The 16,900-nt window shown below is 72.7% G+C and carries 16 protein-coding genes; 5 read left to right on the top strand and 11 right to left on the bottom strand.

All coding sequences use genetic code 11. The features are described from left to right. Nucleotides 1–23 precede the first annotated feature (23 nt). The 5 genes from ACIQWG_RS31995 to ACIQWG_RS31975 form a co-directional block, all read right to left on the bottom strand. Complete coding sequence (locus tag ACIQWG_RS31995; protein WP_310591794.1) at nucleotides 24–107, bottom strand: putative leader peptide; 84 nt, start codon at nucleotides 105–107, stop codon at nucleotides 24–26. Nucleotides 108–233: 126 nt separating this feature from the next. Then, the gene (locus ACIQWG_RS31990; RefSeq protein WP_404102015.1) at nucleotides 234–806 is read right to left on the bottom strand and encodes a GNAT family N-acetyltransferase; all 573 of its coding nucleotides are present in this window, start codon (nucleotides 804–806) and stop codon (nucleotides 234–236) included. 82 nt (nucleotides 807–888) lie between these two features. Then, nucleotides 889–2,178, bottom strand: coding sequence for a hypothetical protein (locus ACIQWG_RS31985; RefSeq protein ID WP_404102013.1), 1,290 nt, complete (start codon nucleotides 2,176–2,178; stop codon nucleotides 889–891). A gap of 179 nt (nucleotides 2,179–2,357) precedes the next feature. Next, entirely contained in the window at nucleotides 2,358–3,650 is a 1,293-nt protein-coding gene (locus ACIQWG_RS31980) for a GAF domain-containing protein (protein WP_404102012.1), read from the bottom strand. Between the two features lie 273 nt (nucleotides 3,651–3,923). Next, a complete protein-coding gene (locus tag ACIQWG_RS31975) occupies nucleotides 3,924–5,558 on the bottom strand; it encodes an acyl-CoA dehydrogenase family protein (protein WP_404102010.1) in 1,635 nt (544 codons plus the stop codon). A 137-nt stretch (nucleotides 5,559–5,695) separates the two neighbouring features. On the opposite strand from ACIQWG_RS31975, the gene ACIQWG_RS31970 reads away from it, so the two are divergent. Then, on the top strand, nucleotides 5,696–6,850 hold the full coding sequence (locus tag ACIQWG_RS31970; RefSeq protein WP_404102009.1) for a YihY/virulence factor BrkB family protein: 1,155 nt from the start codon (nucleotides 5,696–5,698) through the stop codon (nucleotides 6,848–6,850). A 35-nt stretch (nucleotides 6,851–6,885) separates the two neighbouring features. Here the strand turns inward: ACIQWG_RS31970 and ACIQWG_RS31965 are convergent, their stop codons facing one another. Further along, nucleotides 6,886–7,737: an NmrA family NAD(P)-binding protein gene (locus tag ACIQWG_RS31965; protein WP_404102007.1), complete on the bottom strand. Its 852-nt coding sequence runs from the start codon at nucleotides 7,735–7,737 to the stop codon at nucleotides 6,886–6,888. An 80-nt stretch (nucleotides 7,738–7,817) separates the two neighbouring features. Here ACIQWG_RS31965 and ACIQWG_RS31960 point away from each other — a divergent pair, with 80 nt between their 5' ends. Continuing rightward, a complete protein-coding gene (locus ACIQWG_RS31960; RefSeq protein WP_404102005.1) occupies nucleotides 7,818–8,798 on the top strand; it encodes an AraC family transcriptional regulator in 981 nt (326 codons plus the stop codon). A 30-nt stretch (nucleotides 8,799–8,828) separates the two neighbouring features. After that, nucleotides 8,829–9,521, top strand: a complete 693-nt coding sequence (locus ACIQWG_RS31955) for a helix-turn-helix domain-containing protein (RefSeq protein ID WP_404102004.1) — start codon at nucleotides 8,829–8,831, stop codon at nucleotides 9,519–9,521. Here the strand turns inward: ACIQWG_RS31955 and ACIQWG_RS31950 are convergent. Together ACIQWG_RS31950 and ACIQWG_RS31945 are read right to left on the bottom strand one after the other, a co-directional pair. After that, nucleotides 9,498–9,905 carry a VOC family protein gene (locus ACIQWG_RS31950; RefSeq protein WP_404102002.1) on the bottom strand — a complete coding sequence of 136 codons (408 nt, stop codon included), beginning with the start codon at nucleotides 9,903–9,905 and terminating at the stop codon, nucleotides 9,498–9,500. The two genes, ACIQWG_RS31955 and ACIQWG_RS31950, sit on opposite strands and share 24 nt — an antisense overlap. Nucleotides 9,906–9,982: 77 nt before the next feature. Beyond that, nucleotides 9,983–10,615 carry a VOC family protein gene (locus ACIQWG_RS31945; protein WP_404102000.1) on the bottom strand — a complete coding sequence of 211 codons (633 nt, stop codon included), beginning with the start codon at nucleotides 10,613–10,615 and terminating at the stop codon, nucleotides 9,983–9,985. 172 nt (nucleotides 10,616–10,787) lie between these two features. Between ACIQWG_RS31945 and ACIQWG_RS31940 the strand changes: the two genes are divergently transcribed. Next, nucleotides 10,788–11,441: a ThuA domain-containing protein gene (locus ACIQWG_RS31940; RefSeq protein WP_404101999.1), complete on the top strand. Its 654-nt coding sequence runs from the start codon at nucleotides 10,788–10,790 to the stop codon at nucleotides 11,439–11,441. A gap of 13 nt (nucleotides 11,442–11,454) precedes the next feature. Here the strand turns inward: ACIQWG_RS31940 and ACIQWG_RS31935 are convergent, their stop codons facing one another. The 3 genes from ACIQWG_RS31935 to ACIQWG_RS31925 form a co-directional block, all read right to left on the bottom strand. Next, the gene (locus ACIQWG_RS31935; protein ID WP_404101997.1) at nucleotides 11,455–12,603 is read right to left on the bottom strand and encodes a ferritin-like protein; all 1,149 of its coding nucleotides are present in this window, start codon (nucleotides 12,601–12,603) and stop codon (nucleotides 11,455–11,457) included. A 165-nt stretch (nucleotides 12,604–12,768) separates the two neighbouring features. Then, complete coding sequence (locus tag ACIQWG_RS31930) at nucleotides 12,769–13,830, bottom strand: LacI family DNA-binding transcriptional regulator (protein WP_404101996.1); 1,062 nt, start codon at nucleotides 13,828–13,830, stop codon at nucleotides 12,769–12,771. A gap of 190 nt (nucleotides 13,831–14,020) precedes the next feature. Continuing rightward, nucleotides 14,021–15,034 (bottom strand): hydroxyacid dehydrogenase, encoded by a 1,014-nt coding sequence (locus ACIQWG_RS31925; protein ID WP_404101995.1) that lies wholly within the window; start codon nucleotides 15,032–15,034, stop codon nucleotides 14,021–14,023. Between the two features lie 279 nt (nucleotides 15,035–15,313). Here ACIQWG_RS31925 and ACIQWG_RS31920 point away from each other — a divergent pair, with 279 nt between their 5' ends. Further along, nucleotides 15,314–16,900 (top strand): carboxylesterase/lipase family protein, encoded by a 1,587-nt coding sequence (locus ACIQWG_RS31920; protein WP_404101994.1) that lies wholly within the window; start codon nucleotides 15,314–15,316, stop codon nucleotides 16,898–16,900.

Genomic DNA, 16,900 nt, shown 5'->3' with positions numbered 1-16,900 from the left:
AGATGTCGGGCGCTGCGGGGCTGTCAGCGCGCCGGACAGATGGCGCTGGACATGCGGCCGAGGTCGACGTGCCGCCGACTCACCAAGGCAATTCCAGTTCCAGACATGACGGAAGCGTGGCACGGCGATCTGGACACAGTCCAGCTTTGTCCGTCATGCGGACACTCGTGTCCCGTAGAGTGAGACACGCGTGTCGTCGGTCACATGGCCGTATTGGGTCGTTTCTGCCCAGGTCAGGCTGGGTATGCCCCCGGCCACGGTCCGGGCGTCGAGGCCAGGGCCTCCTCCTCGACCTTGGTGTCGAAGAGCTTGAAGCCACGGCGCTGGTAGTTGTCCATGGCGTGCTCGCCGTCCTTGCTGCACGTGTGCAGCCATACCCGCTTCGTCGGCGCCAGCCCCGGCCAGCGGTCCGCCAGATCCCAGGCGCGCGCGGCGCCGTACGCCAGCAGGTGCCCGCCGATACGGCGGCCGCGGAAGGCCGGGATCAGGCCGAAGTACTCGATCTCCACGACCCCTTCGTCCTGCGGGCCCAGCTCCACGTACCCCGCCGGCGTCCCCCGGTCGTAGGCCACCCACGTCTCGACCCCCGGACGGTCCAGGTGCTCCTGCCACCGCGCGTACGTCCAGCCCAGCCGGTCGATCCACAGGATGTCGCCGCCGACCGAGGCGTACAGGAAGCGGCTGAACTCGGGCGAGGGCACCTCGGACCGGACGATCCGTACGTCCCCCTCCGGCGCCGCGGCCGGGAGGAGGTCGGTGGGCGAGGTCTGCTCCAGGGACCAGGTGGTCACGGGGATGTTGGTCATGACCGCCAGGGAACCACCCGAGTGGCCGATCTGTCGATCGGCGTCCACGCGGGGCGGCACCACGGCGGACCGGCCGCCCCGGCTAGCCGAGCGCCCCGTCGACCGACGTCAGCGGCACGGCGAACAGCATCCGGCCCGACTGGGACCAGACCTCACCGGTCGCCTCCCAGTACGACAGGGGTCCCACCCGGGTGCCCCAGCACCTGGGCGCGTCCTCCTCGCCGCAGCGGGTCGCCTCGGCGCCGTCGGTGTCCTGGCGCCACAGGCTGCCCTGCCGGTCGGTGCTGCCCGGGTCGCGGCCCACGTACCAGTCGGAGCGGTCGGCCCCGCTCGCCCGGTGCGACAGGACGCCCCGGATACCGGACGCCTCCGTCTCGTACGCCTCGACCGGGGCGACGGACCCGGTCGCGTCGGTGGCCGGCAGGCCGGTGCGGGCCGGGTCCCCGCTGAAGTCGTAGCGCCACAGCCGGGCGGGCCGGTCGCTGTCGGCGGCCGTCGACTCGCTCGCGACCAGGCTGTCGGGCGCGGTGCTGCGGTCGAGGGAGATACCGCCGATACGGGGAGCGGCGCTCCCGCCGGTCAGGCGGTACGTGCCGACGGCCGGGAGCACGAAGCGCTGGCCGTGCGCCGACCAGCCGGTGTCCACGCGGCCCACCGCGGCGCTGTCGACCGTGGTGCGCTGGACGCGGTTCATGTCGTACACGTACAGCCCGTCGGCGGCGGTGACCAGCAGCTTGTCCTGGTACCAGACCATCCCGGTCAGCCGGGAGGTCAGCGCGCGGTAGTCGCGTCCGCCGTCGACCGGGACGACCAGGAGGGCCGAGGCGTAGCGCAGATGCGCCAGGTCGTTCGCGTCGACGAAGGCGACCCGGGCGAGTCCGCGCTCGGCGGTCCCCTGGCTCCAGCCGGAGAGGATCACCCGATGGTCGTTCCACCAGCCGTCGTCGTCGGCGTCACCCGAGGTGGTGACGGCCCCCGCACGCCAGCCTCGGGTGGAGGCGCTGTCCCAGCAGTACGCGCGGGTGGCCGCCGGTGCGACCGGCAGGGCGGTGCGCTCGACGGCCGCACAGCCGCTCGCCTCGCGCAGGCTCCGGTCGGCGGTCGCGAGGACGGCGCCGACACCGACCGGCTCGCCCATCCCGGCGGAGAGTTCGTCGAGGGTGGTCTGCGGGACCAGTTGCTCCCGCAGGCGCAGCGCGTCGCTGTCGGCGGCCCGGGTGAGAGGAGTGAGCGCCCCCGGGTTGTCGCCGACCGTGGCCTGCGAGGCGCTGATCATCGTGGCGGCGGCGGTGAGCGCCAGGGCGGTTCCGGCGAGGAACGCCCGGACGGCCCGGCCCTGCCTGCGTCGGCGGTGTCTGCCGCGGTGCTTCATTAAACCTCCCGAGGCGAGCCAACTGCTGCCATTGGTCTGTGTGTTGACCAAAGGAGCAGGTGGGGTGGCCCGTAGAGGGATGCTACGGCAGTTGAGTACGTCTGCGGACTAAGACCCCGCAAATATGCGCCCCGAGACAGCACGTATATGCGTGCGGATTGGGCGGAAAGGCTGACGACTCAGGACATGCCGGTCGAGATCCGGCCCCGCGCCACCGTCGGTGCCGAGGAGTGCGGCAGCAGATCACGCGGGTCGTCCGGCAGCAGCACCTCGACCTCCGCGTCCTCCCGGAAGCGGTACGGCCGGTGCTCCAGGAAGGCCCCGAGATAGCGCCGTACCCGCGACATCTCGGCGCGCACCGTCACCGTGCGGCCCGGGTCACCGAACATGTCCTCGGCCAGCTCCGCGGCGCTGCGCCCCGCCGGGTGCAGCGCCAGCAGATACACCAACTCGGCGTGCCGAGGGCTCAGTTCATGGCTCCAGGAGCCGGCGCCGCCACCGGACACCGTCACCGACCAGCGGCGCGGCCGGGTCAGGTCCAGCGTGATCCGGGTCGCCCCCGGCGGCACCGGCTCGTCGGCGCCCCGCAGCAGCCAGCCGCCCGCCAGCGGCTCCACCGAGCACGGACCCAGCGTCGGCAGCCAACGCCGCCCCGGCGTCAGTCTCTTGGGCAGCGAGATCCGGTTCGGATACGGCATCCCGGTCACCGCGGCCGTCCAGCCGTCCCGGTCCACCGCCAGCGCCCACCCGGTCAGCCGCGCCAGCACCGGCGCCGCCACCGCGCGCAGCCGCTCCAGCGCGCTCAGATGCAGCTCCCGCAGCCGGGCCTCGGCGAGTTTGGCCACCGAGTCGACCCAGGCGAGCGTGGCCGGATGCATGGTCTCCAGCGGGCCGCTGACATCCACCACGCCGAGCAGCCGGCCGTCCCGCGGGTCCGTGATGGGGGCGCCGGTGCAGGTCCAGGAGGTCTGCGAGCGCTGGAAGTGCTCGGAGGCGAAGACCTGTACGGGCCGGCGCACCACGACCGGGGTGCCGATGCCGTTGGTGCCGACGACGTCCTCCCGCCAGTCGGCGCCGAGTTCGAACCCGAGGCTGTCCGCCTTGCGCAGCACGGAGGAGTTGCCCTCCCGCCACAGCACCCGGCCCTCGTCGTCGGCGACCACCATGATGTGGTGGGCCACGTCGGCCACCGACAACAGCCCCTCGCGCAGCACCGGCAGCACATGTCTGAGCGCGGTGTCCTCCCGGCGCCGCTGCACCTCCTCGCGGGACAGCAGTCCCGAGCGGAAGTCGTGGTCCGGGTCCACACCGCTGCGCAGCATCCGCTCCCAGGACCGCTCGATCACCGGGCGCGGCGCGACCGGCGCGCGCTGTCCGGAAAGGGTGGCCGCGCGGACCTCGCTGAGCACGCGCGCCGCCCGCGCCGAATCCACGGTGGCCAACTGCGTCACGTCCGTCGGCGAGAGAGCCAAGGGTCCTCCCGGGGGAAGCGGTCTCATCCTGACCGTGCGTCTCATTTCTGCGCGTCCGATGGTGCGTGTCTCATAGTGCCGCCCCATCGCTCGCGGAGGGACACAGTCCGCACACAGACGCCAACAAGTTGCAACCCCTTGCAACCCTGGTGGACCGCCTTGGCCTGATTGAGACTTGAGCAACGCCGTCCCGAGCGGCGTTCGTGGCCTCGAACGGGCCAAGCGCGGGGGTGGTGCCGTGTCGGCGCAGCACCACCCCCGTCTCCCGTTCGCTCAGGCCTGTGGCCTGGACCGATCCACCACCGACGCCAGGTTCAGGGTGGACGGCAGGGTGCCGAAGGCCGAACCCCCGTCACCGCCCAGCCGGGACGCGCAGAACGCGTCGGCCACCTCCGATGGCGCGTACCTGACGAGCAACGAGCCCTGGAGCACCAGCGCGAGCCGCTCCGTCAGGCGCCGGGCGCGTGCCTCGACGCCCTCCAGATCGGCCAGTTCCGTCAACAGCCCCTTGATCGCGCCGTCCAGCCGGTGATCGGCACCGCGTGCCAGGCCGACCTCCCGCAGATACGCGTCCAGCGCGCCCGGCTCCCGCTGCAACGCCCGCAGCACGTCCAGCGCCTGGACGTTGCCCGCGCCCTCCCAGATCGAGTTCAGCGGCGACTCCCGCACCAGCCGGGGCATCCCGGACTCCTCGACATACCCGTTGCCGCCCAGGCACTCGGACGCCTCGACCGTCACCGGCGTACAGCGTTTGGTCACCCAGTACTTGGCGGCCGGCACCGCGATCCGCAGCAGCGCCCGCTCCTGCTCGCCGTCGTCGTCGTAGGCCGCCGCGAGTCGCAGCGCGAGGGTGGTCGCCGCCTCCGACTCGATGGCCAGATCGGCCAGGACGTTGCGCATGAGGGGCTTGTCGACGAGCCTGCCGCCGAACGCCTGGCGATGGTCGCAGTGGTGGACCGCCTGCGCCACGGCCTGCCGCATCAGCCCCGCCGAGCCGAGCACACAGTCCAGCCGGGTCGCCGCCACCATCTCGATGATGGTGCGCACCCCACGCCCCTCCTCACCGACCCGGCGCGCCCACGTCCCGTCGAACTCGACCTCGGCGGAGGCGTTCGACCGGTTGCCCAGCTTGTCCTTGAGCCGCTGGATCAGGAACACATTGCGGCTGCCGTCCTCCAGCACCCGCGGCACGAGGAAACAGGTGAGCCCGCCCGGCGCCTGCGCCAGCACCAGGAACCCGTCCGACATGGGTGCCGAGCAGAACCACTTGTGCCCGGTCAGCTCGTACGACTCGCCGTCGGGCAGCGGGCGCGCGGCCGTCGTGCCCGCCCGTACGTCGCTGCCGCCCTGCTTCTCCGTCATGCCCATGCCGAACAGGGCGCCGGGCTTCTGGTCGGCGGGCCGCAACTGCTGGTCGTAGATCATGGACGTCAGGCGTGGCTCCCACTCGGCCGCCAGGTCCGGGTCGGTGCGCAGGGCGGGAACCGCCGCGTGCGTCATCGACAGCGGGCAGCCGTTGCCCGCCTCGACCTGCGTCCACAGCATGAAGGCCGCCGCCCGCCGCACATGCCCGCCCGGCCGCGCCCAGGCCGCGGTCAGCCCGGCCGACACACCCTTGCCGAGCAGCCGGTGCCAGGACGGATGGAACTCGACCTCGTCGACCCGGTGACCGTAGCGGTCGTGCGTCCGCAGTCGCGGCGGGTTCTCGTTCGCCAGCACGCCCCATTCCTGCACCTGCGCCGACCCGCAGGTACGTCCGAAGGCGGCCAGTTCCTCGCCGGCCTCGGACCTCAGGTCCGGGCCGAGGTGACGCTCGACGGCGGAGGTCAGGGCCCGGTCGGCGGTGTAGACGTCGTACCCGGTCAGGGGCGGGGGCTGGTTGGTCACGATGTGCGTGCTGCCTGCCATGCCTGTGAACCTATCCCTGCGGTGGGCGCTGAATTCCACCCTGACACGACGGCCGCGCGGGGGACCCGGCAGGTGGCGCGGGGTGCGCTTCCGGCGCCGCGATGAGTGCCACTCCGTACGGCGGATACCGTTAGGTCGTGCAGCCAGCAAGTGAACCGTCCCCCCAGCAGCCGTCCTCCGGGCGTCTCCACCGGGCGCGTGCCCTCTACCGGAACGTCTCGAAGCGCAGGACCGCCTGGCTGCTGCTCAAGGACACGGTCAACTCGTGCATCGAGTACCGCATCCTCGGCCTCGCTGCCGAGGCCGCGTTCTTCACGCTGCTCTCCGTGCCCCCGCTCCTCCTCAGCCTCATCGGCCTCCTCGGTTACGTCGACGACTGGACCGGCACCGACACCATCACCAGCCTGGAGACCAACCTCATCGAGGCCTCGCGCACCGTCCTGTCCGACAAGGGCGTGCGCCAGATCGCCCAGCCGATCCTGGACGACGTGATGAACGGCGGCCGCCCCGACGTGATCTCCGTCGGCTTCCTGTTCGCCCTGTGGTCCGGGTCGCGCGCGGTGAACGTCTTCATAGACACCATCACCGTGATGTACGGCCTCGACGGCGTCCGCGGCATCGTCAAGACCCGGCTGGTGGCGTTCCTGCTGTTCCTCGCGGCGCTGCTGATCGGCTCGGTGGCGCTGCCGCTGATGGTGGCGGGACCGGACGCGGTGGTACGGATCGTGCCGTGGTCGGAGACCTTGGTGCAGGTGCTGTACTGGCCGGTCGTGATCATCCTGTCGATCGCGTTCCTGACCACGCTGTACCACGTGTCCGTGCCGGTCCGCTCGCCCTGGATCGAGGACGTCCCCGGCGCCCTGGTCGCCCTCGCCATGTGGGTGCTCGGCAGCTTCCTGCTGCGCATCTACCTGACGAACACCATCGAGGGAGCGACGATCTACGGCTCCCTCGCCGCCGCGGTCGCCGTACTGCTGTGGATCGGTGTGTCCGCGTTCGCCGTGCTCGTCGGGGCCGCGGTCAACGCCGCCATCGACCGGGTGTGGCCGGCCGCCGCGACGGCCGCGGCCCGCGCCGCGAACGAGCGGATGCGGGAGGCGCAGGTCGCCGAGTACGTGGCCCGCGCCGCCGCCGGCCGCGAGCTGGACCCGGACGACCCCGACGACCCGGACATGCCGTCGGAGTTCCCCGAGCGCTGGTCCCGCTTCCTGCCGCCGGAGGACGTGACGTCGAGGCTGCGCACCCATGTGAAGAGCACCCACCACCACCCGCACAAGCCCGAGGACGAGTAGCAGCTCAGCGAGCCGCGGGCCCCCTCACGCCCTGCTCAGGCCTTCCACACCCCCGCCGCCGCGGCCTCCCGCACGAAGTCGGCGAAGTCGCGCGGCTCACGGCCCAGCACCCGCCGGACGTCGTCCGTGACATGGGCGTTGCGTCCGTCCATCAGGGTCTCGAAGATGTCCACCAGGAGCTCCACCTCCTCCGCCGGAACCCCGAACCCGGCTAGGGTCTCCCCGTACGAACGGGTCGGCACCGGTGTGTACGTGATCGTGCTGCCCGTCGCCGTGGAGATCTCCGCGACCGCCTCCCGCCAGGACAGCAGCCGCGGCCCGGTCAGCTCCAGCGTCCGCCCCGCATACCGGTCCCCGGACGTCAGCACCGCCGTCACCACGTCCGCGATGTCCCGGACGTCGACGAACGGCTCCTTCACCTCGCCCGCCGGGAACACCAGCTCCCCGTGGACCATGCCCTCCACCAGCGGCCCCTCGCTGAAGTTCTGGGCGAACCACGTGGCCCGCACGACCGTCCAGTCCGCCCCGGACGACTTCAGCGCCTCCTCGGTCGGCAGCGCCTGGTCCTCGCCGCGCGCCGACAGCAGCACCAGCCGCCGCACCCCGAGCCCGACCGCCTCCCGGGCCAGCGCGCCGACGCCCTCGGCCGCCGCCGGGGAGCCGACGTCGGACGGGTACATCAGATACGCCGCGTCCGCGCCGCGCAGGGTCTCGGCCCAAGAGGTCGGGTCCTCCCAGTCGAAGCCCAGCGCCCGGGACGCGGCCCGTACCGTGAGCCCCGCCTCGCGCGCCGCCTGTGCCACCCGGCTCCCGGTACGACCCGAGGCACCGGTCACCACCACCGTCATCGTTTGCTTGTTCGCCGTTTCGGCCGCGTTCTCAGTCATGCCTCCAGTCAACGGCCGCGCGCCCCAACAGCCCATCGCTGAACGGCTCATTCCCATGCGCGGGCGTCTACGCTGGCGGCATGGACGCCCTTGCCGGCCTGCTGGAGGGCCCACGTGCGCGTGGCGCCTTCATGATCCGCGCGTGCTTCGAACCGCCCTGGTCCATCCGCGTCGAGGACCGCGCCCCGCTGACGGTCATGGTCATGGTCCGCGGCGACGCCTGGGTGATCCCGGACCCGGGTGAGCGAAGCGAGATGGGGGTCCCCCCGGCCGAAGGCTCGGGGAGGATCCGGCTGCGCCCCGGTGACCTCGCCATCGCCCGCGGCCCCGACCCGTACGTCTGCGCCGACGACCCCGGCACCGCACCGCAGGCCCTGATCCTGCCCGGCGCCGAGTGCCGCTACCCCGACGGGCGCTCGCTGAACGGCTCGATGGACCTGGGCGTGCGCACCTGGGGCGACCGGCTCGACGGCTCCGCCGTGATGCTGATCGGCACCTATCTGTGGGAGGGCGAGATCAGCGGGCGGCTGCTGAAGGCGTTGCCGCCGCTGCTGTCCCTCACGGCCGACGTGTGGCAGTGCCCGCTCACGCCGATCCTCCTGGAGGAGATCGTCCGTGACGAACCCGGCCAGGAGGTCGTCCTGGACCGGCTGCTCGATCTGCTGGTCATCGCCGCGCTGAGGGCCTGGTTCTCCCGCCCGGAGGCGGCGGCGCCGGCCTGGTACGCGGCGATGGCCGACCCCGTGGTCGGCCGGGTGCTGCGACTCGTCCAGGACGACCCCGCCCACCCGTGGACGGTCGCCTCGCTGGCCGCCAAGGCCGGGGTGTCGCGAGCCGCGCTGGCACGCCGGTTCACCGAGCTGGTGGGGGAGCCGCCGATGACGTACCTCACGCAGTGGCGGATGGCCCTCGCGGCGGACGCGCTGCGCGACACCGACGACACGCTCGACGCGATCGCGCGGCGGGTGGGGTACGGCAGCGCGTTCGCTCTGTCCAGCGCGTTCAAGCGGGTGTACGGGGTCAGTCCGCAGGAACACCGGGGGCGGGCCGTCGTGGGGTAGGGCGGCCTTCGCCCGCCTAAGCTGGCGGTTGTGTACGAGGAACGTTCCGCACGGCTGGCGGGCGCGGTCGTCTGGACGAACACACCGTCCGGCGCGGGTGCCGGACGCGTCCTCCCCGACGGGTGCATGGACCTGCTGTGGAACGAGGGGCGGCTGCTCGTCGCCGGGCCCGACACCCGGGCGTACGTCACCGAGGGCGCGCCGAGTGCCTGGACGGGCGTCCGCTTCTACCCCGGTACCGCGCCCGCGGTGCTGGGCGTGCCCGCGCACGAACTGCGGGACCTGCGGGTCGACCTCGCCGATCTGTGGCCGGCCCCGGAGGTACGGCGGCTGAGCGGGCGCATCGACGCGGCGGCCGACCCCGTGACGGGGCTCGAAGACGTGGCCGTGGAATGCGCCGCCGCCGCGGAGCCGCCCGATCCGGTGCTCGGTCGGGTCGTCGCCGCCCTCGACGCGGGGTGCCCGGTCGCCGCCACCGCCGACGACCTGGGGCTCGGCGCCCGTCAGCTGCACCGCCGCTGCCTGACCGCCTTCGGGTACGGCCCCAAGACGCTGGCCCGCATCCTCCGGCTGCAACGCGCGCTGGCCCTGGCGCGGGACGGTGTGTCCCTCGCGGACACGGCGGTACGCGCCGGGTTCGCCGACCAGGCCCATCTGGCCCGGGACGTCAAGGAGTTGGCGGGAGTCCCGCTCGGCGAGCTACTCGGCCGGCGTGGCGGCTAGCGGCGCGAACAGGTCGACGCCGTTCCCGTCCGGGTCGTGCACCGAGGCGTACCGCTGGCCCCAGAAGGCGTCCCACGGTTTGAGCTCGCCGTGGTGGCCGGCGGCCAGCAACTCCTCGTACACCGTGTCGACTTCCGCCGGGCCGTCGCAGCGCAGGGCGAGCGAGTGCCGGCCGCTCCCGCCGGGCGGCTCCCACTGCGGGTGGAAGGACCGTACCGTCTCCTCGGTGTCGAGCAACAGGCGCAGCCCACCCGGTAGTTGCGCCTCGGCGTGCGGCTCGTTCTCGGCGCCGGCCGGGAAGTCGAAGCCGAGGCGACGGTAGAAGGCGACGGAGGCGGCCATGTCGGAGACGACGAGGCCGATGGCATCGAATCGTGGAGTCATGCGGCCACCGTAGGCAGCCCGGCGCCGGGCGGTCTTGAAGGAATCGGACACCTGGGGCCTGTCGTTCGGGCCAGGCCCTAGCGGAACGTGACCGGCCCGAGCGGGCTGTCCACCGTGAACGAGATCCCCACCGGTCCCGCCGTCAGGTCGAGGTCCGTGTCGAGGGCCGCCAGCAGCGGACGGATCTCGTCCGGGTCGGGGGCGCTGGCGGACAGGGACAGCAGGGGTGTGGTGGGCAGGTCCGAGGCGGTGGGGTGGAGCGTGGCTCCCCAGTCGATGAGGAACGGCACCAGCCCGGAGGGATGGGCGTCCTCGCCGTCGGTCAGGCGCCACTGGAGCAGGGTGCCGTCCGGCTTGCGGCGGCTCATCGACTGCGCCGGGCCGGGGTCGTAGCCCCGGGCGCGGGCGGCGGCGATGGCGGCGTCCAGGTCCGGCGGGCCGATCGCCCAGGTGACCGTGCGCGGCACGGTGAGGCCGTCGACCTCGAAGGGACGCGGCCGGTCCGGCTCGGACTGCTCGGGATCCGGACCGATGATCTCCAGATAGCGGGCGCCGCCCAGTGACACCAGGTGGTTACGGGTGCCGAACCCGACATGCACACCGCCCGGAGCCGGGGTCACACCGGTGCGCCGGGTGAAGTCGGCGACCGTGCCGGCCAGGTCCGGGGTCGCGAGGACGAGATGATCCAGGAGCGCGGGGATGGCGTTCATCGCAGCCGAGGCTACGCAGGGCGGACCACGATATGGAACACCTGTGCGCCATGCCGGCGGCAGGTCACTCGTCGTGGACGACGGACGGATTCGACACCGGCGGCTGTTGGACGGCACGGCGCGCACATCGAGCAGATGTACGGCACCCCCCGGCTCACCTAGGCTCGGTCGCATGCCCGTACGACTCCTCGTCCACACCCGCACCACCGCCTACCGGCACGAATCCATCCCGGCCGGCGTCGAGGCCGTCCGCACGGTCGGCGACTTCGACGTGGACCACACCGAGGACCCCCGGGCCTTCGAGAAGCCGCTCGACGCCTACGCCGCCGTCGTCTTCCTCTCCACCAGCGGAGAGGTCCTCACCCCCGCCGGGCGCGAGCGGCTCGCCGCGTACGTCGAGTCGGGCGGCGGCTTCGTCGGGGTGCACGCGGCCGCCTGCACCGAGTACGACTGGCCGTACTACGGCGAACTGCTGGGCGCCCGCTTCGACCGGCACCCCGAGTACCAGCCGGGCAAGGCGATCGTCGAGGACCGCGAACACCCGGCCACCCGGCACCTGCCGGCCGTATGGGACTTCGTCGACGAGTGGTACGACTTCCGCACCAACCCCCGAGGCACGGTACGGGTGTTGGCCCGCGCCGACGAGTCGTCGTACGAAGGGGGCCGTATGGGCGAGGACCATCCACTGGTCTGGTGCCGTGAACAGGGAGCCGGACGCGTCTTCTACACGGCCCTCGGACATGCCGCCGACGCGTACGAGGACCCGGCCTTCCGGGCCCACCTCCTCGGCGGGATCACCTGGGCGGCGAACTCGGGGCGGGCGTAGGGGAGGTCCTCCTCTACTCGCCCCGTGGCCTGGGCATCGCGTGGAACTGGGGCCCGTAGGTGCCCCGGGTGCCGGGGACCGTGGTCTCCATCAGCTCCACGGCCGGGTCCTCCAGTCCCCGCATGGTGCGGATGCCCGCGCCCAGACCGCGGGAGCCGGCCCCGGCCCAGGCCGAGTCCAGGGAGTCGAGGACCGTGCTGTACATGGCGTCGAAGCGGAACAGCAGCCCTCCGACATGGGCCGAGGTGTTGCGGTAACCGCCCACCGGGACCGGGGTCATGGGGCGCACGTCGGGGAAGGGCACGGGCGGGCCGACGAACCTCCAGCCGTCGTCGGTGTGGCGCAGTTCCCTGCCGTGGTAGATCTCGCCGAAGGCGTAGTAGTGCGCCGGACGGTCGTTCGAGAAGGTGTCGAGCGGGGAGCTGGCCGTGCCCTCGCCCTGCTCCCTGATGATCTCGATGGCGTGCTCCACGTCGTCGAGGTCGCGCACCGGCCGCAGTTCGTCGGAGTCGATGTGCTGGGTCACCTGACCGCGCACCGACAGTTCCGGCCGCACGGTCCGGAACGCCCGCTGCATGGCGTCGTAGAACTCGCCGACCGTGGGGGAGGCCTGGGCGTTGCGGGCCAGCGACTCCTCGGGCGCCTCGATCGCCATCATCACGTCCCGCACGAAGGGCCTGGTGAGGCCCGACAGATAGACGGTCACCCCGGCCCGCACACCGCCCGGCAGCGGCCCCGGGTAGACGGGTGCGGCGGCCTTGATCTGCGGCCTGCCGCCCACCGCCACCAGCAGGTTGCAGACGATGCCCAGGTGGTACATCTCGTCGCCGACGATGCGCCGGATCATCCGGGCCACCTCGCTGCGGTGGTCCTTCACCGACCACCAGCCGCACAAGTACGGCGGAATGGTGGCCAGTTCGAGCCCCACGGCGACCTGGAGGGCCGACCTGAGCCAGGCGACCTGGCGAGCGTCCTCGGGGACGGCCAGCAGCCGCGCGACCGACCCGAGGCCGGCCGCGGCGAGCGGTGCGACCTCCGGCGCCGCTGCCGCCTGCGCGGGACCGGCGACCACGGTCGGTGCCCCCGCCGCCACCGCGGCCGACGCCAGGAAACTCCTGCGCCTGAACGGGGCAACCGCCGACTCGTCCGGCTCTTCGCTCATACCCGTCTACCTCGCCTCAGCTCATAGGGACGGTCCCGCCTCGGCTCCACGCACCGCACCCGGGACCCCTCCGACAGCTCGCGAAGCTAGCAGCGATCACCGCTGCCACCAGGGCACACGTGCCGAGCGGCGCATCGACCACCCTGTCGGGCCAACGCGGGCGCGTCAGGCGTGCGAGGCGGCCCCGTCTCGCGGCCCGGCCGTGCTGGACCGCCGCACCAACCGGGTCGACAGCTCTGTCCGTGTGCTCTCCGGCCGGTCCCCGTCCATCATCCGCACCAGCAGTCGCAGCGCGGTCGCCGCCATCTCCGACAGCGGCTGGCGGACGGTGGTGAGGGGCGGGGAGATCCAGCGGGCCTCCGGCAGATCGTCGAAGCCCACCACGCTCATGTCCTGCGGCACCCTCAAGTCCCGTTCCGCCAGCGCCTCGTAGACCCCGAGGGCCATCCGGTCCGAGCAGACGAAGACCGCCGTCGGCGGCTCGGGCAGGTCGAGGAGTTCCAGCGTCCGGCGGCGCGCGGCACCCTCGTCGAAGCCCGCGTGCCGGACGTACTCGGGGCGGTGCCGCACCCCCGCCGAGGCGAGCGCCGAGCGGTAGCCGGCCACCCGGGCGGCGCTGCACATCTTGCGGTGATGACCGGCGATCACGGCGATCCGTCGATGGCCCAGGGCCAGCAGATGCTCGGTCGCCGTCACACCGCCGTGCCAGTTCGCCGCGCCCACCGACACCACACCGGGCGGCGGTTCCAGCACCGGGTCGATCATCACGAACGGGATGCGGTGCTGGTCCAGCCAGGCGTACTGCGAGTCCGTCAGCTCGGCCAGGTTGAACAGTACCCCCGAGGAGCCGCGTGCGACGAGCTTGTCCAGCCAGCCCCGCTCCGGGCGCGCACCCCGCGTCCGGGTCAGCCCGGCGGACACCACGACCTCCAGGCCCGCGTCATGGGCCGCCGCCTCCACCCCGTGCAGCACGGCCCCCGACCACGAGGTGTCCAGCGCATGCACGACGAGGTCGACCAGCCCCGGCGTCTTCGCCGCATCGAAGCGGGGTCGGCGGACATAACCGAGCCGGTCCAGCGCCTCGGTGACCCGGCGGCGCGTCTCGGGGGCCACGTCCTCCCGGCCGTTGACCACCTTGGAGGCGGTCGGCACGGACACCCCGGCCGCGCGGGCCACGACCGCGAGGGTCGGACCGGCGGTCTCCCTCGCGCCGCCCGTACGGACCATGGGAAACCGCCTCTCTCCGGCCCGCCCGAGGGCCAGGGCCTGGAAAACTCACGACGACCGTGCCGCGGATCGTAAGCCGGGATAGTAAGCGCTTCCTGTCCGCGTTCCACCACCTTAGGTTCACCGCGACCGGTCCGGAAGGGGCGAGGGTTCGCAGGAGCGCGCGCGGTCCGCCACGACCGCCCCACCCTCACGCGACCCGCGTCAGATCCACCTCCCGCACCTCGTGCACGAGCGCACCCCCGCCCGCCACCCGCTCCAACTCCTCCACCACGATCCGCCCCAGGCGCTCCAACTCGTTGCCGAGCGAGCCGGCGATATGAGGAGTCAGAAACACATTGGGCAGTCGATACAGCGGCGACCCCGCGGGCAGCGGCTCCGGCTCGGTCACGTCGAGCACCGCGTGCAACCGCCCCGACACCAACTCGTCCGTCAGCGCCCCGGGATCGACCAACGCGCCCCGCGAGGTGTTGATCAGCACCCCGCCGTCCCGGATCAGAGCCAGCCGCCCCGCGTCCAGCATCCGATACGTCTCCGGAATGTCCGGCGCGTGCAGGCTGACGATGTCACTGCGCCGCAGCAGCTCCTCCAACGACACCGACTCCGCACCGAGTCCGGCGGCTTCGGAGGCCTCGACGTACGGATCGTGCAACAGCACCGTGAAGTCGAACGGCCGGAGCAGCTCCAGCAGCCGTCTGCCGATCCGCGACGCCCCGATGACGCCGACCCGGCGACCGACGTTTCCGGTCCCGGCGGTCTCTTCACGCGTCGGGTAGGTGTGCGTACCGCGGAAGCGCTCCCGGTGGCCGAAGGCGTCCTTCCCGGCGAGCAGGATCATCGCCAACGTGTACTCCGCGACCGGCAGCGCGTTGCCGGCCGCGGCACTGGAGACGGTGATCCCGGCCTTCCACAGCGCCTCGCCCACCAGGGGGCGGACCGACCCGGCGGCGTGCAGCACGGTGCGCAACCCGGGCGCGGCCGCGAGGACGTCGGCGTCGAGACGGGGGCACCCCCAGCCGGTGATGAGCACTTCGGTCCGGGCGAGGGCCTCGGTCGCCGCCGGGTCGGTGAAGTCCCGTACGACGAGCGTCGGATCGAGCTCGGACGCCTGTTCCAGCCGGGCCATCAGGGGCGGTGGGAACAACAGGGGGAGGTGCACCGGATCCATCGCGAACACGGCCCTCGGCGGGTGCGGGGTGGGCATGACTCTCCTGGGGCAGGGTCGACACACGGAAACGGAAGCAGTTCAGAAAGCGCCTTCTACCGTAGGTCCGCCGCGTCGGTCAATCGTGCGGGGTGAGTGCGGGAGCCCGCTCGCGTGGCCGTATCCGTGCACGGACGGTGACGGCCGCTCCCACCGGCAGGAACGCCGCGCCGGTACGCCGAACGGCCCTCTCACCCACCCATCCGCCGGAATATCGGGCCACAATGAGTTGCTCTGATCTTCACGGTGCACGAGCGCGGTGAGGAGGCTGGTGGACATATGACGGCAGTCCAGGCAGACCCCGTGGAACCCGTGGTGAGCACGCCCCACGGTGCCGTACGGGGCCGGTACGAGAACGGCGTCGCGGTGTTCCGGGGCATTCCCTACGCGGCGCCCCCCTTCGGCCCGCTCCGGTTCCGGCCGCCCGTGCCTCCCGAGCCCTGGGACGGTGTGCGCGACGCCGGAGCCTTCGGGCCGACCCCGCCGAAACCGCCGTACTCCGAAGCCTTCGCCCAGTATCTGTCCGACCCGGTCGTGCCCGGCGACGACTGTCTCAACCTCAACGTCTGGACCCCCGAGCCCGGCCCCGGCGCCCGGCTCCCGGTCATGGTGTGGCTGCACGGCGGCGCCCTGACCCGTGGCTCCTCGGGTGTGCCCGTGTACGACGGGCGGCCCTTCGCCCGCGACGGGGTCGTCCTCGTCTCGGTCAACTACCGGCTCGGCGTCGAGGGCTACGGCTACTTCCCCGACGCCCCGGCCAACCCCGGCCTGCGCGACCAGCTCGCCGCCCTCGAATGGGTGCACGAGTCCATCGCGGCGTTCGGCGGGGACCCCGACAACATCACCCTGTTCGGCCAGTCCGCCGGCGCGATCAGCATCGGCGCACTGCTCGCCGCACCGCGGGCCCAGGGCCTGGTACGCCGGGCGATCCTCCAGAGCGGGCCGCCCGAGGCCGCCGAGCGGGACAAGGTGCGGCGGATGGTGCGCCGCATGGCGAACCGGCTGAAGGTCCCGGCCACCGCCACCGCCTTCGCCGAGGTCGACCGTGAGCTGCTGCTGCGCACCCAGGCCGAGGTGGGCCGGCTCAGCAGCCCCGTGGTGGGCGGCCCGGCGTTCGGGATCGTCGTCGACGGCGACATCGTGCCCCGCGATCCCCTTCAGGCGCTGACGGAGGGTGACGCCGCGGCCGGCGTCGACCTGATGCTGGGCTGGACCCGCGACGAGTACCGGCTGTGGCTGGTGCCCGGCGGGCTCCTGGAGCGCGTCGACCGGCTCGGCGCGGTCGCCCTGGCGGGAGCCATGGCCCGCTGCCACGTCGGCGCCGACGTGCCCCGCGGCTATCGCGCCCTGCACCCGGAGGCCGGCACCGCCGAGATCGTCGGCCAGATGGTCACCGACCACCTGCTGCGCATACCCCTGCACCGCCTCGCCGACGCCCACCCCGGCCCGGCGTACGTGTACGAGTTCGCCTGGCCCTCCACCCTCCCCGACCTGGGCGCCTGCCACGCGCTGGAGCTCGGTTTCGTCTTCGACACCGGCGACGTCCCCGAGTCCCGCAAGCTGGCCGGCGAGGGCGCCCCGCAGGAGCTGGCCGAGGAGATGCACAAGACCTGGGTGCGGTTCGCGCGCGAGGGCGACCCCGGGTGGCGGGCCTGGGACGACTCGCATCCGGTGCGGATCTTCGGCGACGGCGCCACCCACACCGCGCACGGCCCGCGCGACGCCGAGCTCGCCCTGTGGAAGGCCGCCGTCGCACACCCGGAGCCCACGCCCACCACCCCGGCGGACGGCGCGCAGACCCGCGCCACCGAGATGCGGTCCGTCGTACGGCGGCTGCGGCTGCCCGGGGCGGTCCGCCGGCACTGA

Source organism: Streptomyces sp. NPDC098781, assembly GCF_044759995.1.
Taxonomy (GTDB): domain Bacteria; phylum Actinomycetota; class Actinomycetes; order Streptomycetales; family Streptomycetaceae; genus Streptomyces.
Note: the sequence above shows the minus strand (reverse complement) of the source record. Positions and strands in the feature narration are given on the sequence as shown.